Origin of the sequence: Achromobacter aegrifaciens, assembly GCF_902859965.1 — a bacterium.
In the GTDB taxonomy this organism is placed as follows: domain Bacteria; phylum Pseudomonadota; class Gammaproteobacteria; order Burkholderiales; family Burkholderiaceae_B; genus Achromobacter; species Achromobacter aegrifaciens.
Genome location: NZ_CADIKO010000002.1, coordinates 1,118,345 through 1,139,335, shown reverse-complemented (window position 1 = coordinate 1,139,335; position 20,991 = coordinate 1,118,345). Strand labels below are relative to the sequence as shown.

Below are 20,991 nucleotides of genomic sequence, written 5' to 3'. Positions count from 1 at the left end.
CCGCAAGGAGACCCGCATGACCATTGCCGCCCCGGCCGCAGCCGTCCCATTGAACGACATCGTGGCGATGCCCGCGCACGCGCTGTCCGAGGCGATCCGCAAGCGTCAGGTGTCCTGCCGCGAGGTCATGGCGGCCTACCTGGCGCACATCGACCGGGTCAATCCCAAGCTCAACGCCATCGTCGCCCGGCGCGACAGCGACGAACTGCTGCGCGAGGCCGATGAGCGCGACGCCCAATTGGCCGCGGGACAGTGGCTGGGCTGGCTGCATGGCATGCCGCAGGCGCCCAAGGACCTGACCGCCGTGCGCGGCATGGTCACGTCCATGGGCTCGCTGGTCTACAAGGACCAGGTCACGGCGCACGACTCCATCATCATCGAGCGCATGCGCGCGTCCGGCGCCATCTTCATCGGCCGCAGCAACGTGCCGGAGTTCGGCCTGGGCTCGCACACCTATAACCAGGTATATGGCGTCACGGGCAACCCCTACGATCCGTCCCGGACCGCGGGCGGCAGCAGCGGCGGCGCTGCGGCCGCGCTGGCGGCCCGCATGCTGCCGGTGGCGGACGGCAGCGATTTCGGCGGCTCGCTGCGCAATCCCGCGGCGTTCTGCAACGTCTACGGCATGCGCCCGTCCGCTGGCCGCGTGCCTTACGGACCGTCGACCGAGGTTTTCCTCAAGCAGCTGGCGGTTGAGGGGCCGATGGGCCGTACACCGCGCGACGTGGCCATGCTGCTGTCCGTGATGGCGGGGCCCGACCGCCGCGTGCCGCTGTCCCTGACCGGCGACCCGGCGCAGTTCGCGCAGTCCCTGGACGCCGACCTGCGGGGCAAGCGCGTGGGCTGGCTGGGTGACTGGAATGGCTACCTGCCGATGGAGCCGGGCATTCTGGAGCTGTGCGAGCCGGCGTTGGCCGGCCTGGCGCAGACCGGCTGCGAGGCCGTCGACTACCAGGTGCCATTCGCCGGCGAACGCCTTTGGCGCATCTGGCTGGCTCACCGCCACTTGATGGTGGGCGGACAACTGCACCCCCTCGTCCACAATCCCGAAACCCGCAAGCTGGTGAAGCCGGCCGTGGTCTGGGAAGTCGAAGGGCTGGAAGGCATGACGGCGCGGCAGGTTTACCAGGCCACCGAAGAGCGCAGCGCCTGGTACCAGACCGTGCAGCGCATGTTCGACGACGTGGATTATCTGGCGGTGCCGTCGGCCCAGGTGTTCCCCTTCGACGCGGCGCTGGACTGGCCCAAGGAGATCGCCGGGCGTCCCATGGACACTTATCACCGCTGGATGGAGACCGTCACGCCCTGGACGCTGGCGGGCTGCCCGGTGATCAGCGTGCCGGTGGGATTCAACGCCGCAGGGCTGCCCATGGGCATGCAGCTTATCGGGCCGCCGCAGGCGGACCTGGCTGTGCTGCAGCTTGCGCACGCCTATGGGCAGGCGCAAGACTGGGTGCAATCCCGTCCGCCCGCGGCGCTTTGGAGCGGCGCCGCCTGAAAACGGGTCCGGTACGCATTGTTGCGGGAAAAGACAAGCCCTTGTAAGAGGGCTTTGCTTTTTTCCGACGCAAAGCGCCATATTTCCCGCAATTTCGGCGTTTTCCGTGGCTGTCAGCGTTTGCCTTTGCAATAATTGTCAACCAACTCACAACATCCCGTAATAAATGGACAGCCTTGTGTCCCCGGTTCTGTTCCAGAATATTTCGGTCCAATCGACGAGTTGATTTTGCATAGAGGTCTCCCGGCATGAAGAATCTGACACTACGCCAGCGCATCCTGGCCAGCTTCCTGGCGATTCTGGCCATCATGGCGTTGATGGTGGTGATGGATTACCGGCGCCTGCTGGTCATCGAGTCGGAAGTCGAGCTGATCAACAATGATGCCGTGCCCGGCATCTACTACAGCACTTCGATCCGGGCCTCCTGGTTCGCCGGCTTCGTGCTGGTGCAGGACGCGTTCAACATGGAGACGGACCAGGAACGCAGCCGCATCCTGGCGGGTCTGCCCGAGACCGATAAGTTGCTGGCGGACGATATCGAGCAATACCGTCGCACCATCGCGCGCGCCGACGACCGGCAGATGTTCGAGGAGTTCGAGAAGGAACTGCAGGAGTACAGACGCATCCGCGCCAACATTCTTGCGCCTGCCGCGCTGGCGGACCCGGCGCGGGCGCAGGCGCTGATCAAGGCGGAACTGCGGCCGGCGTTCTACAAGGGCCGCGACATCCTCGCCAGGATGGTGCAGGAAAACAAGAAACAGGCCGACGAAGCGGCCGTCGCCATCAAGCAATCGGTGAATAGCGCCGAAACGCGCATGCTGCTGTCGCTGGGCCTGGCGATCGTGGCGGCCATCATCTGCGGCATCCTGCTGATGCGCGCCATCGCCAACCCCATGCGCGCCATCGTCAAGACCTTGGAGGCCACCGGCGGCGGTGATCTGACGCGACGCCTGACGCTGGCGCGCAAGGACGAATTCAACGCCATCGAGACCGGCTTCAATGGCATGGTGGACGAGCTGACCGGTCTGGTTGGCAAGACGCAGCGCTCCGCGGTGCAGGTGGCCACCTCCGTCACCGAGATCGCGGCTACTTCCAAGCAGCAGCAGGCGACGGCCTCCGAAGTCGCCGCCACCACGACCGAGATCGGCGTGACCTCGCGCGAAATCTCCGCCACCTCGCGCGAGCTGGTGCGCACCATGGCCGAAGTCTCCGGCGCGGCCGAGCAGACCGCGGCGCTGGCGGGCAGCGGCCAGGTGGGCCTGGCGCGCATGGAAGACACCATGCGCAACGTGGTCGGGGCGGCCGGTTCGGTCAACGCCAAGCTGGCGATCCTGAACGAGAAGGCCGGCAACATCACGCAAGTGGTTACTACGATCACGAAAGTGGCGGACCAGACCAACCTGCTGTCGCTGAACGCGGCGATCGAAGCCGAGAAGGCCGGCGAATACGGCCGCGGCTTCGTGGTGGTGGCGACCGAGATCCGCCGGCTGGCGGACCAGACCGCCGTCGCCACCTACGACATCGAGCAGATGGTGCGCGAGATCCAGTCGTCGGTGTCTGCCGGCGTCATGGGCATGGACAAGTTCTCCGAGGAAGTGCGGCGCGGCATGGCCGACATGCAGCAGGTGGGCGACCAGCTGTCGCAGATCATCCAACAGGTGCAGACGCTGGCGCCGCGCGTGCAAATGGTCAACGAAGGCATGCAGGCGCAGGCCACCGGCGCCGAACAGATCAACCAGGCCCTGCAGCAGCTGAGCGACGCCGCCCAGCAGACCGTGGAATCGCTGCGCCAGTCCACGCTGGCGATCGAAGAACTGACGCTGGTCGCCAACGACCTGCGCAGCGGCGTTTCGCGCTTCAAGGTGTGATGGTTGCCATGGCGCAGCGCGCTCCCTCTGCTGCGGCCGGACGCCGGCTGTACCTGCTGTTCCGCATTGGCGGCGACCGCTATGCGCTGGACGCAAGAGACATCGCCGAGGTGCTGGGCCTGCGCCCGTTCAAGCAGGTGCCGGGCGCGCCGGCGTGGGTGGCCGGCGTGATGGACCGCCGCGGCGTGGCTGTCCCCGTCATCGACATGAGCGCGCTGGCGGGGGGCGGCACGGCCGCCGCCGTCACCAGCACCCGGCTGGCCCTGGTGCGCTATCAGGCGCAGTCGGACGGGCCGGAACATCTGCTGGGGCTGATCCTGGAGCAGGCGACCGAAACCGTGCACTACGATCCAGCAGCGTTTCAGTCCGGCGGCCTGGACAATCCGCAGGCGCGCTATCTGGGCGCGGTGCTCGGCGATGCCGACGGCATGGTGCAGGCTGTCAACGTGCGCGACCTGCTGCCTGCGCCCGTGCGGGCGCTGTTGTTTCCCGCCGACGCCGCAGGCGCGGCGCGCGAGGCGCGGCCATGATGCTGATCGACGAGTTCAGCGCCTTGCTCAAGCGGCGCATGGGCCTGGATAGCGGCTCCATCGGCAAGGCCGCCGTCGAGCGCGCGGTGCGGCGCAGAATGGGCATGGCCGGCATTGCCGACGAGCAGGATTACCTGTGGCAGGTGCAGGCGGCGCCTGCCGAGATGCAGCAGCTCATCGAAGCGGTCATCGTGCCGGAGACCTGGTTTTTCCGTTATCCCGAATCGCAGGCGGCCATGGCCGCGCTGGCGCGGGCGCGCCTGTACGCCACGGGCGCCGAAGGCCGTGTGTTGCGCGTGTTGAGCGTGCCCTGTTCCAGCGGCGAGGAGCCTTACTCCATCGCCATGGCGCTGCTGGACGCCGGCGTGCCCGCCGAACGTTTCCAGATCGACGCCTTCGACATCAGCGTGCGCATGGTCGAATTCGCGCGGCGCGGCCTGTACGGCCGCAATTCATTCCGCGGCGATGACCTGGGGTACCGCGACCGCTATTTTTCGGAGACCGCCGACGGCCACCAACTGGCCGCCCACGTGGCGGCGCAGGTGCGGTTCCAGGCCGGCAATCTGTTCGATCCCGATCTGCTGGCAGGGGTGGCGCCCTATGACTTTGTGTTCTGCCGCAATCTGCTCATCTATTTCGACGCGGCAACGCAGGCCCGCGCCGTGCAGGTGCTGCGCAGCTTTACGCGCGAGGATGGCGTGCTTTTCGTCGGCCCGGCCGAAACCACCTTGCTGACCGGCCGCAGGCTGCCGGCAGTGCCCATGGCGCGTTCGTTCGCCTTCCTGGCCAAGCCGCTGCCCCCGCCGGCCGAGCCTGTCGCGCCGGCGGCAGCGCGGCCCATCGTGCACAGCTGGACGCCGCCCAGGCGGCCGCTGGCCCAGGCGCCGGAGCCCGGCCTGCCCCTGGCGCATGCGCCCATACCGGCGATACCCGCGGCGCCCGTGGTCGCCTCGGCCGGATTGCGCGACGCGCAGGCCTCCTTGCGCCATATCGCGGCCCTGGCCGACCAGGGCCGGGTGCAGGACGCCATGGCGCAGTGCCAGGCGCACATAGGCACCCACGGCGCCAGCGCCGAAGCCCTGTATCTGCAAGGCTTGCTGCAGGACGCGGCAGGCGACGCGCGGCAGGCGCAAGCGGCCTACCGCAAGGCGCTCTATCTCGATCCGACCCATCGCGAAGCCCTGCTGCATCTGGCCGCGCTGGTGGCGTCGGACGGCGATCACGAAGCGGCCAGCCGCCTGCAGGCGCGCGCGGCTCGCGGGGAGGCGCGACGTGGTTGAAATCATGGGCGTGCTGTCCGACGTGGACGACTGCTGGAACCGCATCGGCATCCGCGGCGACAAGAGTTGCGCGCAATTGGCCGACCACGTGCATTGCCGCAATTGTCCGGTCTATGCGGCGGCGGCCAAGCGCATACTTGACCGTCTGCCGCCGCAAATGGAAGAGCAGGGCGTCGAAGAGGCCCAGCAGGAGCGCGCCAGGCTGTCTTCGCTGCTGGTGTTCCGCGTGCACCGCGAATGGCTGGGGCTGCCGACCCGGGCGCTGGACGAAGTGGCCGGCACCCGCAGCATCCTGAGCCTGCCGCACCGGCGCGATCCGGCGATGCTGGGCGTGACCAATGTGCGCGGCTCCCTCACTGTGTGCGTGTCGCTGGCGCGCCTGCTGGGCCTGGAGGCGGCAGCGGAGGACGCGCGCGAGCGACCCGCCACGGCGCGCATGCTGATACTGGGCGGCGCAGGCCGCGCGGTGGTCGTGCCGGTGGATGAGGTCGAAGGCATGCACGCCGTGGACCTGGACGGGCTGGAGCCCCTGCCCGCGACCGTGGAGGGTGCAAGCCTCAAGTACTCGCGCGGCATGGCCCGCTGCGGCGGCCGCGCCGTGGGCGTGTTGGACGAGACCTTGCTGATGCAAGCTTTGGAACGGAGCCTGGCGTGAATCCGGATCAGATGCGCGATGCCTCGCTTCTGGAATTGTTCCAGCTGGAGACCCGCACCCAGGTGGAGGTGCTGAACAAGGGCCTGCTGGCCCTGGAGCACGACCCCACGTCCGCGCCGCAGCTGGAAGCCTGCATGCGCGCGGCGCATTCGCTCAAGGGCGCGGCCCGCATCGTCGATCTGCATCCGGCGGTGCGCATCGCGCACGCCATGGAGGATTGCCTGGTTGAGGCGCGCGAAGGCCGGCTGCGGCTGCAGGCCGCGGACATCGACGCCCTGCTGATGGGCGCGGACCTGTTGCAGCGCGTGGCCACGCCGGGTGTGGAGCTGGGTGGCGAGATCGACGAGCTGGTGACGCGCCTGAGCAATGCGCCTGCGTTGCCGGCAGCGCAGGCTGCCGCGCCGGTCCCCAAGCCCTCGGATTTCCTGCCGCCGATTCCGGTCCTGGATGAACCGCCCGCCGCAGCGGTGCAAAGGCGCAGTTCGGACGCGGGATTGGGCGAGGGCGAACGCGTGCTGCGCGTGACGGCTGACACCCTCAACAAATTGCTGGGCCTGTCCAGCGAGACCCTGGTGGAGTCGCACTGGATCGCGCCCTTTGGCGCGTCCATGCTGCGTCTGAAGCGCATGCAGGCGGGCGCGGTCCAGGCATTGGACGGCGTGCGCGCGGCCCTGGCGGGCCAGGCGCTGGACGCGCAGGCGCAAGCCGCGCTGGACGATGCCCTGCGCATCGTCCAGCAATGCCAGCAGGAGCTGTCGCAGCGCACCAGCGAGGTCGACGAATTCGGCTGGCGCATGGGCCACCTGGCCCAGCGCCTGTACGACACCGCGCTGGCCTGCCGCATGCGGCCGTTCGGCGACGGGGTGGGAGGCATGGCGCGCATGGTCCGCGACGTAGGCCGCGCGCTGGGCAAGCAGGTGCGGCTGGAAATCGAAGGCGAGTCCACCCAGGTGGATCGCGACATCCTGGAAAAGCTCGACGCGCCGCTGATGCACCTGTTGCGCAACGCGGTGGACCACGGCATCGAGATGCCGCAGGACCGGCTGGCGGCGGGCAAGCCGGCCGAAGGCCGGATCCGGCTGTCGGCGCGCCATGCGGCCGGCATGCTGCTGATTGAACTCAGCGACGACGGCGCCGGCATTTCGCTGGACCGGCTGCGCGTGGAAGTGGTGCAGCGCAAGCTGGCCAGCGCGGAAACCGCGGCCCGGCTGACCGAGGCCGAGCTGCTGGAGTTCCTGTTCCTGTCGGGCTTCAGCACGCGCGGCGAAGTCACGGAGATCTCGGGGCGCGGGGTGGGGTTGGACGTGGTGCAGACCATGGTGCGCCAGTTGCGCGGCGCGGTGCGCATCCAGCAGCAGACAGGGCAGGGCACCCGTTTCATGCTGGAGATGCCCTTGTCGCTCTCGGTGGTGCGCAGCCTGCTGGTCGAGGTGCAGGAAGAGATCTACGCATTCCCGCTGGCCTACGTCAACCACGCGCTGCAAGTGCGCGCCGAAGACATCGAACAGCTCGAAGGGCATCAGCATTTCCGCTTCATGGACCGGCAGATCGGGCTGGTGTCCGCGCGCCAGATCCTGCGCACGGGCGGCGCCGCGCCGGCCTCCGAAACGGTATGCGTGGTGCTGGTGGGCGACCACGACCGGCTTTATGGCGTTGCCGTGGACCGTTACGTGGGCGAGCGCACGCTGGTGGTGCAGCCGCTGGACCCGCGTCTGGGCAAGGTGCAGGACGTGATGGCGGGCGCATTGATGGACGATGGCACGCCGCTGCTGATCCTCGACGTGGAAGACATGCTGGTGTCGGTGCAGAAGCTGGTGGAAGGCGGACAGCTGAGCCGGGTGGACGGCGCGGGCGCGGCCGAACAGGCGCGGCGGCGCAAGCGCGTGCTGGTGGTGGACGACTCGCTTACGGTGCGCGAGCTGGAACGCAAGCTGCTGTTGAACCGCGGCTTCGACGTGGCCGTGGCCGTGGACGGCATGGACGGCTGGAACATGTTGCGCAGCGAGGCGTTCGACCTGGTCGTGACCGACGTGGACATGCCGCGCATGGACGGCATTGAACTGGTGTCGCGCATCAAGGCCGATCCCAAGCTGCAGGGCCTGCCGGTGATGGTGGTGTCGTACAAGGACAGGGAAGAGGACAGGAGGCGCGGGCTGGACGCCGGCGCCGACTATTATCTGGCGAAGGGCAGCTTCCATGACGACGCGCTGCTCGACGCGGTGGAAGACCTGATCGGAAAGGCGCGCACGTGAGAGTCGGAATCGTCAACGACATGCCGATGGCAGTGGAAGTGCTGCGGCGCGCGATCGCGCTGGAGCCGGGGCTGGACCTCGCCTGGGTCGCGACCAACGGCCAGGAGGCCGTGGACCTGTGCGCCCGCGACCGGCCGGACGTGGTGCTGATGGACCTCATCATGCCCATCATGGACGGCGTCGAAGCCACGCGCCGCATCATGGCCGAAACGCCGTGCGCGATCGTGGTGGTGACCGCCGACGTGGCGCGCCATACCTCGCGCGTATTCGACGCCATGGGCCACGGGGCGCTGGACGCAGCAGACACGCCGGTAATCGGCAGCGGCGACATGCGCATGGCGGCGGCGCCGCTGCTGCGCAAGATCCGCAACGTGGGCTGGCTGATCGGCCGCTATGGCAAGCGGCCTGCCCTGACGCCGGTGGCCCGGCCCATGCAACAGGCCGACGCCAAGCGCCTCCTGGTCATCGGCGCATCGGCTGGCGGTCCGCCGGCGCTGGCGCAGCTGCTGAAGGGAATACCGCCGGAGTTTCCCGCCGGCATCGTGCTGGTACAGCACGTGGACGCCTCGTTTGCCGCGGGCATGGCGGACTGGCTCAATGAACAGGCGCCGCTGCCCGTCAGGCTGGTGCGCGAGGGCGAATGGCCCGAACCCGGCCAGATATTGCTGGCCGGCACTGGCGACCATCTGCACATGCTGGCCGACGGCACGCTGCGCTACACCGAAACCCCTAAGGAAAGCCTGTACCGGCCTTCCATCGACGTTTTTTTCCATAGCGTGGCGCAGCACTGGCGCGGCCTGGCCGTCGGCGTGCTGCTGACGGGCATGGGCCAGGACGGCGCGCGCGGGCTGAAGGCGCTGCGCGAGCGCGGTTACCTGACCATTGCACAGGACCAGGCCAGCAGCGCCGTCTATGGCATGCCCAAGGCCGCGGCGGCCATGCAGGCGGCCGTGGAAATCCGCCCATTGGACCAAATCGCTCCTCGCGTGATCCAGGCTTTTGCCTGAGCGCGCGGACCTCGACAGCATTCAAGGACTCACTATGCAACCTCCCATTGACAGCTCGGCTTCGGCGAACCTGCATTCGCATGCGGCCATGGTGTTGCTCGTCGACGACCAGGTGATGGTCGGCGAGGCCATCAGGCGGGCCCTGGCCACGGAGGGCAACATCGACTTCCACTATTGCTCTGATCCGGAAAAGGCGCTGGCCGTGGCGATCCAGACCCGGCCCACCGTCATCCTGCAGGACCTGGTGCTGCCGGGCGTGGATGGACTGAGCCTGGTGCAGGAATACCGTGGTCATCCAGTGACGCGCGATATCCCCATCATCGTGCTGTCCACCAAGGAAGATCCGGCGATCAAGAGCGCGGCCTTTGCCGCCGGCGCCAACGACTATCTGGTCAAGCTGCCCGACTCCATCGAGCTGGTGGCGCGCATCCGCTACCACTCGCGCTCCTACCTGGCCCTGGTGCAGCGCGACGAGGCTTACCAGGCCTTGCGCCAGAGCCAGCAGCAACTGCTGGAAAGCAATATGGAGTTGCGCCGGCTGACCAATTCCGACGGACTGACGGGCCTGGGAAACCGCCGTTATTTCGACGAATACCTCAATGCCGAGTGGCAGCGTGCGCGCCGCGACGGCCGCGAAATCAGCATGCTCATGATCGACGTGGACCACTTCAAGGCCTACAACGACACCTACGGCCACATCGCTGGCGACGAGGCGCTCAAGCGGGTGGCCAACACCATCTTCGCCAGTTGCGACCGGTCCACCGACCTGGCGGCGCGCTTTGGCGGCGAGGAGTTCGCGCTGGTGCTGCCTGGCACCCCGGCCGGCAGCGCGCGCCTGGCCGCCGAGAAGCTGCGCCGCGCGGTGGAAGCCTTGCAGATTCCGCAGAAGGACACTGGCGACGGCCCGTGGCTGACGGTCAGCATAGGCACGGCGACGGCGGTGCCGCAAGGCGACCAGCCCTGCACCGACCTGATCCAGGTGGCCGACCGCGGTCTCTATCAAGCCAAGCGGCAGGGCCGCAACCGCGTCGTTCCCGGCGTGATGTAGGGCGCGGCCGCAGGCAGGCTGCGCCAGCCATCCTCCGCGGGTTTCATGATTTTCCTGTCGATTGCGCCAAGTTGAGGTAATCAGGCAGCGCCTTTCAGGAAATCCCCATAAGGGGAAATATTGTTTCTCACTGTCCTCGCCGGACGATGCAAGCGGAAGGACTCTTGCGGCCGGCTACTGTCATTCTTCCATGCAGCCCGAGGCGGGCGGCGCTATTGTTTTCGCATGCGTGAAGCGCCAGCCCGACGGCCCGGCCGGGCACCCGGAAACCAGACAGAGAGGCATAGCATGAGTTACTCCAGCTACCACAAGAAGGACATTTTCGGCCGCCCGCTGCATGCCGAAACCCAGATGATGTCGTACGGCTTCGACCCCTTCCTGTCGGAGGGCGCGGTCAAGCCGCCGGTGTTCCTGACGTCTACCTTCGCGTTCCGCTCGGCCGAGGATGGCGCGGCGTTCTTCGATCTGGTTTCGGGCCGCAAACCCTTGCCCCAGGGCGAGTCCGCGGGGCTGGTGTACAGCCGCTTCAACCATCCCAACCTGGAAATCGTCGAGGACCGCCTGGCGCTGCTGGATGGTTCGGAAGACGCCGCGGTGACCTCCAGCGGCATGTCGGCGATCAGCGCCGTGTTCCTGGCATTCTTGCGGCCCGGCGATCAATTGGTGCAATCCGTGCCGCTGTATGGCGGCACCGAAACCCTGATCTCCAAGATTTTCCCGGAGTGGGGGATAGGTTCGCATGCCGTCGAGGACGGCCTGTCGGCCAAGAGCATGCGCACAGCGCTGGAGGCCGCGGCGGCGCAGGGGCCGGTGCGTCTGTTTTTTGTTGAAACGCCCGCCAATCCGACCAATGCCTTGATCGATTTCGAGGCCATGAAGAATGAGCTGGACGCCTTCGAAGCGCGGCACGGCTATCGTCCCGTGTCGGTGTGCGACAACACCCTGCTGGGCCCGATCTTCCAGAAACCGGCCGAGCATGGCGTGGACCTGTGCGTGTATTCGCTGACCAAGTATGTGGGCGGCCATAGCGACCTGGTTGCGGGCGCGGTCACCGGCAGCAAGACGCTGGTCAAGAAGGTGCGAGCCATCCGCAGCGCGTTCGGCTCTCAGCTGGACCCGCATTCCTGCTGGATGATCACGCGTTCGATGGAGACCGTGGTGCTGCGCATGAAGCAGGCCGCGCGCACGGCGACCAAGGTGGCCCAGTGGCTGTCCGGCAATCCGCATGAAAAAGTGCAGATTTTCCATCCGGAGATGATTGCGGACCGGGCCTACCAGGAAGTCTACAAACGCCAGTGCACCGGGCCGGGTTCGACCTTCGCCTTCGTGCTTGAGGGCGGGCGCGCCAAGGCGTTCCGCTTCATCAACGCGCTGCATCTGTTCAAGTCGGCCGTCAGCCTGGGAGGCACCGAATCGCTGATCTGCCATCCGGCGTCCACCACGCATTCCGGCGTTCCGGCGGCCGAGCGCGACGCGGCCGGCGTGTCCGAGGGGCTGGTGCGCGTGTCGATCGGACTGGAGCACGAGGAAGACCTGATCGCCGACATGGACCACGCCTTCCGCAACTGCTGAGCCGGGGCCGGCATGGCAGGCCTGTTTCAGGCTGCCATGCGCCGCCGGTTGAATAGCACGAACCCCGCCGTGACCAGCAGCATCAGCGCCGCGGTGGCGATGACTGCGGCATAGCCCGTGTCGAAGGCGGTCTTGGCCAGGCGGGTCAAGGCCATGCCCAGGTCCGACGACAGTCCGTCCGCCACGATCAGGGCCTGGTCCAGGCTGTCGCGCGCCAGGTCGGACTGGGGCAGGCCAACCGGCACGGCAAGCGTGTGCGCATAGACGCCGGACAGGATCGATCCCATCAGGGTGACGCCCAGCGCGCCGCCCAGCTCGTACGAAACCTCTTCGATCGAGGCCGCCATGCCGGCGCGCTCCGGGGTGGCGCTCTGCATGATGGTGCTGGACGCCGCGGTCATGGTGGCGCCTATGCCGGCGCCCAGCACGCACAGGCTGACCATCTGCGGCAGCAGCGCCGCGTCATAGCTCAGCAGGTAGCCGGTCATGCCCAGCCCCGACACCAGCAACGACAGGAACAGCATGGTGGCGCTGTTGACGCGGCCCAGCAGCCAGCCCGCCAGCGGACCCGCGATGAAAGCGGCCAGCGACAGCGGCAGGATGAAGAGCGCGGCTTCAAGCGGCGACATGCCCATGACCAGCTGCAGCCGCTGGCTGAACACCAGCTCCATGCCCAGCAGCGCAGCGGCGGCGAACAGCGCAGCCGCCACGGCCGAACTGAAGCTGAGGTTGCGGAAGATGGCGAAGTCGATCAGCGGATAAGGCCGCGCGCGCTGGCGCCGCACGAACACGGCGAGCATGGCCGCGCCCGCAGCGCAGGCCAGGCCGGCGTCGCGCCAGGACGGGTCGGTCTTGCCCAGTTCCTTCAGCGCGTAGGCGCACAGGATCAGGCCGGCCATCACCTGCAACGAGCCCGGCAGGTCCCAGGGGCGGGAGGCGTCCGGACGGCTGGCAGGAATCAGGCGCCAGGCCAGCGGCAGCGCCAGCAGCACGATGGGCACGTTGATGAGGAACACGGAACCCCACCAGAAATGCTCCAGCAGCACGCCGCCCACCACCGGGCCGACAGCGGCGCCGCCCGAGGCAACCGAGGCCCATACGCCGATGGCGATGGCGCGTTCGCGCTCGTCGGCGAAGGTCAGGCGCAGGATGGACAGCGTGGCAGGCATCATCATGGCGGCGCCCACGGCCAGCAGCGCGCGCGCCGCGATCAGCGTGGCCGCGCCGGGCGAGTAGGCCGCGCACAGGGACGCCGTGCCGAACACGACCAGCCCCGCCATGAACAGGCGCTTGTGGCCGAGGCGGTCGCCCAGCGTGCCCATGCCCAGCAGCAGGCCGGACACGACCAGCGCGTAGATGTTCACGATCCACAGCTTTTCCGACGCGTTGACGTTCAATTCATGCGTGAGCCGGGGCAGGGCGGTATAGAGGACGGTCATGTCGACCACGATCAACAGCAAGGCGCTGGACACGATGGCCAGCACCAGCCAGCGGCCGGGCGCGGCCGTGGCGACAGCGTTCGGTTCAGTCCGCTGCATGGTTCTACTCCTGAAACTGAAACGCCTGCCGCGCCGCGAACGCGGGCGGGGCCGGGATTGGCCGGGTCTCAGAGGGCGCCATTATCCATCTTTCAATTCGCATAAAAAAGTTTGAAACCATCTATAAAATAGATGGATAACGAGGAGTCGCGACATGCAATGGACACTGGATCAGCTACGTCATTTCGTCGCCGCTGCGGAATCGGGATCGTTCTCGGCGGCGGCGCGACGCCTGGGCCGGGCGCAGTCGGCGATCAGTACCTCGGTAGGCTTGCTGGAAGCGGACCTGGGTGTGGAGTTGTTCGACCGGTCGCGGCGCAACGCAACCCTGACGGCCGCCGGCGAGGTCATGTTGCAGGAGGCGCAGGAACTGCTGCGCCAGGCAGGCGCGCTGGAACAGCGCGCCTTGTCGTTTGCCGCCGGGCGCGAAGCGCGCCTGGGCGTCGCGCTGGACGAAGGGCTGCCTTATCTGGTGGCCGACCAGTTGCTGAAGGAACTGGCCGAACGCTATCCGGCGCTGGAGCTGACCCAGCTCAACGGCACCGCGACGGAGGTCGCCGATTACGTGGAACAGGGCCGCGCCAGCCTGGCCTTCCAGTTCGATCGCGGCGATCCGGGCAGCGCCTTCGCCCATCGCCATCTGGGCAATGTGGCGCAGGGCATCTTCGTGGCGCAGGGCCATCCGCTGGCCGCGCTGCCCGAGGTCGGGCGCAATGACCTGGCGCGTCACCGGCAGTTGCTCATGCAGATGGACGGCGTCGACCAGGTGGTGCTGAGCCCGTCGGTCTGGCGGGCCGACAGCAGCTACAACATCGCTGCCATGGCCGCCAATGGCGTGGGCTGGGCCATCCTGCCGCTGAACATCGGCGAATACCAGGGTTTCAGCAACGAGCTCGTCAGCGTGCGCTGCGCGGACCTGTTCCTGCCCATGTTGTCCGTGCGTACGCTGTGGCTGAGGGGCGGCAGCCTGAGCGAGACGGAACTCTGGCTGCAGCAGCGCATGGGCCAGCTGCTGGCGGGGACGCAGGCGCAGCCGTAGCGCTGGGGCCGGCTTCAGCTGAGCAGGGCGCTGACCAGGTCGCCGCCGCTGCGGCCGCCGTTCTTGAAATCCAGCGCCGTCTGCACATGCTCCAGATGCGCGTCCATCAGCGCGCAGGCACGGTCGGCATCGCCCGCGCGGGCGGCCTCGATGAAGGCGTGATGCTCCTGTGACGAGCAGCTGGCATCGTGCGAGCTTTGATACAGCACGGTGATGACGGCGCTGCGGGCCGAGAGTTCGCGCAACATCCCCGTCAGCACGGAATTTCCTACGGTCTCGGCCAGCAGAATGTGGAAGTGTCCGAGCAGCCGGTTGCGTTCCTGCACGTCGCCGCCTTCCAGCGCGCGGCGCTCCGCGGCCAGATGGGCGTCGATGCGGCGGTAGTCAGCCGCCGTTGCCCGCGCCACGAATTCGCGTGCGAGCGCTGCTTCCAGGATGCGCCGTACCGCATAGACCTCGCGCGCCTCGTTCGCGTCCGGCTTGCTCACGAACGCGCCCTTGTCCGGCACGATGTTGATCAGCTTGTCCTTGGACAGCATCAGCAGCGCGGCGCGGATCTTGGTCCGGCTGACCTGATACACCCCCGCCAGCGCCTCTTCGCGCAGCCGCGTGCCGGGCGGCAACTTGTGCGCGACGATGGCCGCCGAGATTTCCTTGGCGATATCGTCGGCGCTGGGGTCGGGGCGGACTTCCTGGGACATGTTGGGGCAGGCGAGGGACAGGGCTGGTCAGTCTAGCAAATGGGCAGGCCCGGCGGGGAGCGGGCCTGCCCATGGCCGGGCGGACCCGCGCTAGCGCGCCGCCGCCAGCGCGCCCATTGCCTGCCGCATGAACGACAGGGTGGCGTCATCAGTCCAGGTGCCGGCGGTGAGCTCGGGCTCGGTCATCAGCGCGTGGCGGAATTTCGCCTGGGTGGCGGGGTCGTTGCCGGCATAGCTGCGGAACAGGTCCAGCCAGCGCCGGGCCAACGCCAGGGCCGTGGGCGAGTCCGGCGCCACGCCCGCGTCGAGCGCGTCGCGCACCTCGGCCATCAGTTCGGGCCATTCGCCAATGCGATCGCCGTAATGCTCGCGCATGTAGCGCGCCTCGTCCGGCGTGAGGTACTTCTCGTAGATCCGCAGCTTGCTTTCCGAGAAGGCTTGCAGCACGTAATCGCGCAAGGCCGGAGAGATGCCCATGTGCGCCTGCATCGAGGGCTCGCGTTCGTGCATCCGGTTCAGCTTGACCAGCAGGCGCGGATCGCGACTGGTGTCGCGCAGCAGCAGGGTCATCCAGCGCAAGGCCAGTTCGCGCGGCTGCGCCGCTTCGGGCGCGACGCCGGCATCCATCTGCGCCTGCACCTCCTTGACCAGCGCGAGCCAGTCGGCGTCGCCATTCTGGCTGCTGCGGTACATGGGCAGGCGGGCCAGTTCATCGGGGGAAAAGTATTTGTCGTACATGGTCATGAGTTCCAGAGTGGTGAGCCAATCGGCCAGCTCTGGCTCCTTGCCTTGCGCCAACTGGCCCTGCAGCTGGGCGAGACGCTCGCGCAGCCGGGAGGCTTGCTGGATCTGGCGGTCGAGCATCGCGATCTGCTTGGCGATGATTTCGTCCATGGGAGTGTCGGGCTGGTCCAGATAAGCGCCGATCTCGGCCAACGGCAATCCGAAGCGGCGCAGCGCCTGGATCTGATGCAGCCGCGCGATGTCGTCGCGGCCATACAGCCGATAGCCGTTGTCGGCGCGCGCCGAAGGCGTGAGCAGCCCGATCGCGTGATAGTGGTGCAGCGTGCGGACAGTCAGCCCGCTTCGCCTGGCCAGTTCTCCTACTTTCAGTTGCACGGCATTCCTCCTGTTGATGGCGCGGAACGAACTCTGGGACATGACGTTGCGTGAGGGTCAAGCGTTACCGCGGGCGGCAGCTAGTCTGACACGTCGGGCGATGGGATCCAGCGATTTTGAGCGGCGGCCTTGGCCGTTCCTGGAATAATGGGCGTCCCCCGAAGAGGAAACGAACAATGAATATCCGTGAGCTGGATGCTTCCGAGTTGTCGAGTCTGCTGGATTTGTATCGGCATCTGCATCCAGCGGATGATCCCCTGCCGGGCGCGCAAACGGTCGCAGTGGTCTGGCAGGAACTGATGGAAAGCACTCGGCACAGGGTTTTTGGCGCGTATGCCGACGGCAAGCTCGCTTCAAGCTGCACGCTTACCGTCATTCCCAATCTGACGCGTGGTTGTCGGCCCTATGGCGTGATCGAGAACGTGGTGACGGATGCCGCCTACCGGCGTCAGGGCCTTGCCAAGGCGGTGCTCGACGAGGCGCTGGCGTTCGCCTGGGGCGGGAATTGCTACAAGGTCATGTTGATGACCGGTAGAAAGGACGAAGCGACCCTTCGATTCTACGAGTCCGCGGGTTTTGACAGGCATGGCAAGCAGGCATTCATCGCGAGGCCGCCGGTATCCGGCGACCTCGGTTGAGCCGAACGGCCGGGTTCAGGCCTGTTGCCGCGACTTGGCAGACCCGGCCAGCAGCGCGACCGCTGCGATCGCCAGGGGAATGAACGACACCCACAGCACCGTCGCCCAGTCATAGGCCGCCAGCAGGCCGCCCGATGCGAAGGAGCCGACCGCCATGGTGCCGAAGATGATGAAGTCATTGAGCGACTGCACCCGGGTCTTTTCCTCCGGCCGGTGGCATTCCAGAACCAGGGCCGACGCGCCCACGAATCCGAAGTTCCAGCCCAGGCCCAGCAGGACCAAGGTCACCCAGAAGTGGGCCACGTCGATCCCGGTCAGGCCGATGGCCGCGGACAGGCCGGTGAGCGCCAGGCCCGCCGTGACGATGCGTCCGGCGCCGAAACGCGTGATGAGGCGTCCCGTGAAGAAGCTGGGGCCGTACATGGCGATGACGTGCCATTGCAGGCCGAGGTTGGCGCTTTCCTGGGAATGGCCGCAAAGATGCATGGCCAGCGGCGCGGCGGTCATCAGGAAATTCATCAGCATGTAGGAGACGGCGCCGCAGACCACCGCCGTGATGAAGCGCGGCTGGCGCGCGATCACGCCCAGCGGCCGTCCGCCCGCAACTTCGGCCGCACTGGGCATGGGCAGGTGCACGCCCAGCAGGACCAGGGCCGAGACCGCTGCTACCGCCGCCTGCATGAGATAGGTCGCCGCGAACATGTGGACGGGCCACAGGTACATCGTGTACGTGACCAACTGAGGGCCGACCACGCCGGCCAGCACGCCGCCGCCCATCACGAAGGACAGGGCGCGGGCGCGCCTGGCGGGAGACACGCCGTCGGCCGCCGCGAAGCGGAACGACAGCACGACGGCGGCGTACGCGCCGCCGAAGAACGTGCCCAGGCAGAACAGCCAGAAAGAACTCAGCACGATGGCGGCGGCGGCCAGCAGGCCCACCAGCACGCCGCAGGCGGTGCCGGCAAGAAATGCCGCGCGGCGGCCATGGCGCCTGGCGATGGCGCCAGCAGGAAGGATGCAGGCGGCCATGCCGACCACAAAGATGGAAATGGGCAGGGTCGCCAGCGCCTTGTCCGGCGCCAGCATGTCGCCGACGATGGCGCCGGTGGCGTAGACCACGACGGCGTTGGCGCCTGCCAGCGCCTGGGCGATTGTCAGCCGGGCGATGTTGCCGCGCTGCGCCTGCGCCGTGAGTTCAGCGCCGGGTGCGGCCGATGGCGCCGGGGTTGATGCGGACAAGTGGGTCTCCTCGAGAGTCGTGCTTTTAGTTGATATGGGTGTTGATTTGCCGAGCGCGTTGCGGTTCTCGCGCGGCGTCCATGGTCAGGACCACGCGGAACTTCGCATCGCCGGACTTCAGCCGCAGCAAGGCATCAGCTGCGCGCTCCAGGGGTAGAGTCTCGACCATGGGCAGCGCCTCTGCAAGTACGCTGAAATTCAGCGCTTTTTCAGTTTCCCAAGGCGTGCCGGTCATGGACCCGGCAACGGTGCGCTCGCCGCCCACCAGAAAGCCGGGCGGCACCGCCAGCGGGTCGCGGCCCACGCCCAGCAACATCGTGCGGCCTTGCGGAGCCAGTCCGCGCATGGCCCCGGACACGGCCTGCGTGTCGGTGATGGTGGCGATCAGCGCTTGTGCGCCGCCCATGTCGAGGAGCCGTTGCGCGGCGTCTTCCTCGTTGCTGTCGATGTAGACATGGGCGCCCAGGCGCAAGGCGTCAGCGGCGATGTCCAGGCCCCGGCCGATTGCCGCCACTTTCACGCCCATGCGGCGGGCGTATTGCAACGCCATGTGGCCCAGGCCGCCTATGCCCAGCACGGCAACGAGATCGCCGGCCTGCGCTCCGGATTTCCGGAGCGCGTTGAAGGTGGCGATGCCGGCGCAAAGTATCGGGGCGGCTTGCATGGCGTCGAGCTCGTCGGGTATGGCAACCAGTCCGGTCGCCCGGGCCAGCATCATCTCGGCATAACCGCCATCCCGGGTAACGCCGACTACCGGTTGATTCGCGCACAGATTGAAGAGGCCCTGGCGGCATTGCGTGCAGGCGCCGCAATGACCGCCCAGGCGCCCCACGCCGACGCGTTGGCCGATCTTCCAGCGGGCGTCGACGCTCGCGCCGAGCGCCGAAATGCGGCCGACGGCTTCATGCCCGGGGACGCGCGGCCGTTGCAGCGCCGGATTGTCGATATCGGCCGCGTCGGCGCCACAGACGCCGCAAGCTTCGACGCGCAGCAGTACTTCTCCGGGGCCGGGTTCGGGCGTGGACAATTCAACGAATTCGAGCCGGCCGGGCGCGGTGGTCCGAATGGCGCGATAGGTGGAAGGCAGGCGTGTCATTGGGCGGGGGCTCCAGGCGGGACCGCATTGGGGGAGGGTGCAGCGCAGTTCAGCAGCCACTTCACGCCCGCGTCCGCGGCATCGATGGCGCCAGCCAGATAGCCGGGGAATGCGGCGGACCATTCGCTGGCTATCCCGGCCAAGCGACCCGCCCATACGCCAGTCTCGGCTGCAACGGCGGGTGCTGCCGGGTGTGCGCCGCCATCCCTGCAGTCCGCAGCCGTCGAGGTGTCGGGGTCTTGCGCCCAGTCCTTGTAGAACTCCCGCTCGGGCTTGAGCGCCAGGGGGCCGAACAACCGGGCGAGCTGCGCGCGGCTGAGGGCCATCAACACGTCCTGGCCTGCCGACCGGCGCGCCGCCGCGGGCATGCCTACGAATCCGAACAGGGCAGGACCTTGCGGGGTGCTGGCGTCGTGGACCTCGGCCAGAGGTCCCCGGCTGCTGCGGGCTGCGCCAGACATGTCCTGCTCGCGCCAGAATGCCGAACCGTAGACGGCGAGGTACTTGGCATGGGGAGCCATCCAGGTCGGCGTGCCGCGCCATTGCGTTGCCAGCGCGCTCGGCAGCGGAGGGTCGAAAGCGATACGGGATTGCGCCAGGCGCGGAGGGACGGCCAGCAGCACCTGCGAGGCCTGAAAGACGCTGGCTCGTCCCTCGCCGTCCCGCGCATGCACCTCGATGGCGCGGCCTGTGGCATGCAGCCGGGTCACGGTCCGGCCCAGCTTGATGCATGCCGGATCCAGGCGTGCGAGCAGGGTATCGATCAGGCCGCTCATGCCAGTGGTTAGCCGGAAGGACTCCGGATGGCTGGGGTAGCCGTGCATACGTACCGGCGTTCCTGAACGCTCGACCATCATGAAACCCGCTTCGTGTTGCGGGATGATAGACAAGCCGAACTCGCGGACGAGGGCGCCAAGCCTGGGCTGGATCGCTGGCCAGAACCACGTGGGGCCCAGATCGTAGGAGCCGGCGCCCAGGATGCGGCCGCCCAGCCTGTCGCGTGCTTCCAGCAGCATATGGCTGCCGGCGCCATGCCGCTGCAGCAGCAGGGAGGCGTACAGGCCCGCGAGTCCCCCTCCGATGATGACGGTGTCCACTGACGTCGTCATGGCTGGCTCCCGCCGTTCGGGTCCGGCAGATGGTTGGTCTTCAGATAGACGGTGGCGCCCTCGGCGCCGGCGTCGAGGGCGGCTTGCGCGCCACGGGCAAGCCGCAGCCAGCTGCCTTGCGGATAAGAAGCTTGTCCGTCGGCAATCGATCCGGCCAGAACCAGTATTTCCGCATGCACGGCTGCGGTCCGCGGCAGCGGTGCATGGGCGGGCAGGCGCCGCAGACAGGTCTGCTCATAGGACGCGGAGTAAAGCGGGCAGATTTCGCCGCCGCGCTCGCGCGTCCAGGCGGCGGGATCGCGCGTGTCGATGCGTACGACGGATTGTTCATCCGCAGGCATCTGCCGCAATTTGACGAGGATGGTGGCGCCGTTCCTGCTGGAAGGGGCATGGGCGGAGCCCGGCGGATTGCGCAGATACCAGCCTGCCGGATAGTCGCCGCTGGCGTCGGAGAAGGTGCCGGACAACACCAGTATTTCTTCGCCGCCGGGATGCGCGTGCGGCGGAAAGCGGCTGCCCGGCGCATAGCGCACGATGCTGGTGGCGCGCGCCTGTTCGCCGCCCACGCGGTCCAGCATCATGCGTTCCACGCCGTGCTGCGGCGACGGCACCCATTGGTATTGCTCCGGCGTCACGATGGCGTTGCGTGAGAAATCGGCGTTGATAAGCATGATATTGGTAGAAAAGCTATTCCAAGGTGATGTCCGGCCCTTGGCTGCCATATGCTGAAATTGGCTACTGAAAGGGCGTATTCTTCGCCAATCGGCAGCCGCGGACAAACCAGATAAACTACCTTTGATTG

Annotated in this window: 18 protein-coding genes; 11 read left to right on the top strand and 7 right to left on the bottom strand. The window is 67.5% G+C overall.

The window, feature by feature from the left end; genetic code table 11:
* Positions 1 to 16 precede the first annotated feature (16 nt).
* The 9 genes from HV793_RS16435 (at position 17) to HV793_RS16395 (ending at position 11,710) form a co-directional block, all read left to right on the top strand.
* The gene (locus HV793_RS16435; RefSeq protein WP_175213544.1) at positions 17 to 1,498 is read left to right on the top strand and encodes an amidase; all 1,482 of its coding nucleotides are present in this window, start codon (positions 17 to 19) and stop codon (positions 1,496 to 1,498) included.
* 248 nt (positions 1,499 to 1,746) lie between these two features.
* The gene (locus HV793_RS16430) at positions 1,747 to 3,366 is read left to right on the top strand and encodes a methyl-accepting chemotaxis protein (RefSeq protein WP_054456378.1); all 1,620 of its coding nucleotides are present in this window, start codon (positions 1,747 to 1,749) and stop codon (positions 3,364 to 3,366) included.
* Positions 3,366 to 3,896, top strand: coding sequence for a chemotaxis protein CheW (locus tag HV793_RS16425; protein ID WP_370539821.1), 531 nt, complete (start codon positions 3,366 to 3,368; stop codon positions 3,894 to 3,896). Before HV793_RS16430 ends, HV793_RS16425 begins: the two co-directional genes overlap by 1 nt.
* Positions 3,893 to 5,176: a CheR family methyltransferase gene (locus HV793_RS16420; RefSeq protein ID WP_082401157.1), complete on the top strand. Its 1,284-nt coding sequence runs from the start codon at positions 3,893 to 3,895 to the stop codon at positions 5,174 to 5,176. The genes HV793_RS16425 and HV793_RS16420 overlap by 4 nt, the downstream gene beginning before the upstream one ends.
* Positions 5,177 to 5,180: 4 nt before the next feature.
* Positions 5,181 to 5,831 (top strand): chemotaxis protein CheW, encoded by a 651-nt coding sequence (locus HV793_RS16415; protein ID WP_175213772.1) that lies wholly within the window; start codon positions 5,181 to 5,183, stop codon positions 5,829 to 5,831.
* Entirely contained in the window at positions 5,828 to 8,083 is a 2,256-nt protein-coding gene (locus HV793_RS16410; RefSeq protein ID WP_175213542.1) for a hybrid sensor histidine kinase/response regulator, read from the top strand. The genes HV793_RS16415 and HV793_RS16410 overlap by 4 nt, the downstream gene beginning before the upstream one ends.
* On the top strand, positions 8,080 to 9,090 hold the full coding sequence (gene cheB, locus HV793_RS16405) for a chemotaxis response regulator protein-glutamate methylesterase (protein WP_175161415.1): 1,011 nt from the start codon (positions 8,080 to 8,082) through the stop codon (positions 9,088 to 9,090). Before HV793_RS16410 ends, cheB begins: the two co-directional genes overlap by 4 nt.
* 34 nt (positions 9,091 to 9,124) lie before the next feature.
* Positions 9,125 to 10,138: a response regulator gene (locus HV793_RS16400; RefSeq protein ID WP_054456382.1), complete on the top strand. Its 1,014-nt coding sequence runs from the start codon at positions 9,125 to 9,127 to the stop codon at positions 10,136 to 10,138.
* Between the two features lie 288 nt (positions 10,139 to 10,426).
* Complete coding sequence (locus tag HV793_RS16395) at positions 10,427 to 11,710, top strand: cystathionine gamma-synthase family protein (protein WP_054456383.1); 1,284 nt, start codon at positions 10,427 to 10,429, stop codon at positions 11,708 to 11,710.
* A gap of 26 nt (positions 11,711 to 11,736) precedes the next feature.
* Here HV793_RS16395 and HV793_RS16390 read toward each other — a convergent pair whose 3' ends face one another.
* Positions 11,737 to 13,248 (bottom strand): MFS transporter, encoded by a 1,512-nt coding sequence (locus tag HV793_RS16390; RefSeq protein ID WP_054456384.1) that lies wholly within the window; start codon positions 13,246 to 13,248, stop codon positions 11,737 to 11,739.
* A 154-nt stretch (positions 13,249 to 13,402) separates the two neighbouring features.
* On the opposite strand from HV793_RS16390, the gene HV793_RS16385 reads away from it, so the two are divergent.
* Entirely contained in the window at positions 13,403 to 14,287 is an 885-nt protein-coding gene (locus tag HV793_RS16385) for a LysR family transcriptional regulator (RefSeq protein ID WP_054456385.1), read from the top strand.
* A gap of 14 nt (positions 14,288 to 14,301) precedes the next feature.
* Here HV793_RS16385 and HV793_RS16380 read toward each other — a convergent pair whose 3' ends face one another.
* Together HV793_RS16380 and HV793_RS16375 are read right to left on the bottom strand one after the other, a co-directional pair.
* Positions 14,302 to 14,988 (bottom strand): GntR family transcriptional regulator, encoded by a 687-nt coding sequence (locus tag HV793_RS16380; protein WP_054456386.1) that lies wholly within the window; start codon positions 14,986 to 14,988, stop codon positions 14,302 to 14,304.
* Positions 14,989 to 15,078: 90 nt separating this feature from the next.
* Positions 15,079 to 16,107 (bottom strand): MerR family transcriptional regulator, encoded by a 1,029-nt coding sequence (locus HV793_RS16375; protein WP_054456387.1) that lies wholly within the window; start codon positions 16,105 to 16,107, stop codon positions 15,079 to 15,081.
* A gap of 176 nt (positions 16,108 to 16,283) precedes the next feature.
* On the opposite strand from HV793_RS16375, the gene HV793_RS16370 reads away from it, so the two are divergent.
* A complete protein-coding gene (locus tag HV793_RS16370) occupies positions 16,284 to 16,745 on the top strand; it encodes a GNAT family N-acetyltransferase (RefSeq protein ID WP_175213541.1) in 462 nt (153 codons plus the stop codon).
* A gap of 15 nt (positions 16,746 to 16,760) precedes the next feature.
* Here HV793_RS16370 and HV793_RS16365 read toward each other — a convergent pair whose 3' ends face one another.
* The 4 genes from HV793_RS16365 to HV793_RS16350 are packed head-to-tail and all read right to left on the bottom strand — an operon-like array spanning position 16,761 to position 20,860.
* A complete protein-coding gene (locus tag HV793_RS16365) occupies positions 16,761 to 17,984 on the bottom strand; it encodes an MFS transporter (protein ID WP_175213540.1) in 1,224 nt (407 codons plus the stop codon).
* 25 nt (positions 17,985 to 18,009) lie between these two features.
* Complete coding sequence (locus HV793_RS16360) at positions 18,010 to 19,071, bottom strand: alcohol dehydrogenase catalytic domain-containing protein (RefSeq protein ID WP_175213771.1); 1,062 nt, start codon at positions 19,069 to 19,071, stop codon at positions 18,010 to 18,012.
* A 5-nt stretch (positions 19,072 to 19,076) separates the two neighbouring features.
* A complete protein-coding gene (locus tag HV793_RS16355; protein ID WP_175213539.1) occupies positions 19,077 to 20,189 on the bottom strand; it encodes a flavin monoamine oxidase family protein in 1,113 nt (370 codons plus the stop codon).
* Entirely contained in the window at positions 20,186 to 20,860 is a 675-nt protein-coding gene (locus HV793_RS16350; protein WP_175213770.1) for a cupin domain-containing protein, read from the bottom strand. The genes HV793_RS16355 and HV793_RS16350 overlap by 4 nt, the downstream gene beginning before the upstream one ends.
* Between the last annotated feature and the right edge of the window lie 131 nt (positions 20,861 to 20,991).

Bases quoted from the DNA above. Each gene is read 5' to 3' on its own strand.
- HV793_RS16385 (WP_054456385.1), top strand. From the start codon at position 13,403: ATGCAATGGACACTGGATCAGCTACGTCATTTCGTCGCCGCTGCGGAA.
- HV793_RS16395 (WP_054456383.1), top strand. From the start codon at position 10,427: ATGAGTTACTCCAGCTACCACAAGAAGGACATTTTCGGCCGCCCGCTG.
- HV793_RS16430 (WP_054456378.1), top strand. From the start codon at position 1,747: ATGAAGAATCTGACACTACGCCAGCGCATCCTGGCCAGCTTCCTGGCG.
- HV793_RS16415 (WP_175213772.1), top strand. From the start codon at position 5,181: ATGGGCGTGCTGTCCGACGTGGACGACTGCTGGAACCGCATCGGCATC.
- HV793_RS16435 (WP_175213544.1), top strand. From the start codon at position 17: ATGACCATTGCCGCCCCGGCCGCAGCCGTCCCATTGAACGACATCGTG.
- HV793_RS16400 (WP_054456382.1), top strand. From the start codon at position 9,125: ATGCAACCTCCCATTGACAGCTCGGCTTCGGCGAACCTGCATTCGCAT.
- HV793_RS16370 (WP_175213541.1), top strand. From the start codon at position 16,284: ATGAATATCCGTGAGCTGGATGCTTCCGAGTTGTCGAGTCTGCTGGAT.
- HV793_RS16355 (WP_175213539.1), bottom strand. From the start codon at position 20,189: ATGACGACGTCAGTGGACACCGTCATCATCGGAGGGGGACTCGCGGGC.
- HV793_RS16380 (WP_054456386.1), bottom strand. From the start codon at position 14,988: ATGTCCCAGGAAGTCCGCCCCGACCCCAGCGCCGACGATATCGCCAAG.
- HV793_RS16350 (WP_175213770.1), bottom strand. From the start codon at position 20,860: ATGCTTATCAACGCCGATTTCTCACGCAACGCCATCGTGACGCCGGAG.
- HV793_RS16390 (WP_054456384.1), bottom strand. From the start codon at position 13,248: ATGCAGCGGACTGAACCGAACGCTGTCGCCACGGCCGCGCCCGGCCGC.
- HV793_RS16425 (WP_370539821.1), top strand. From the start codon at position 3,366: ATGGTTGCCATGGCGCAGCGCGCTCCCTCTGCTGCGGCCGGACGCCGG.
- HV793_RS16420 (WP_082401157.1), top strand. From the start codon at position 3,893: ATGATGCTGATCGACGAGTTCAGCGCCTTGCTCAAGCGGCGCATGGGC.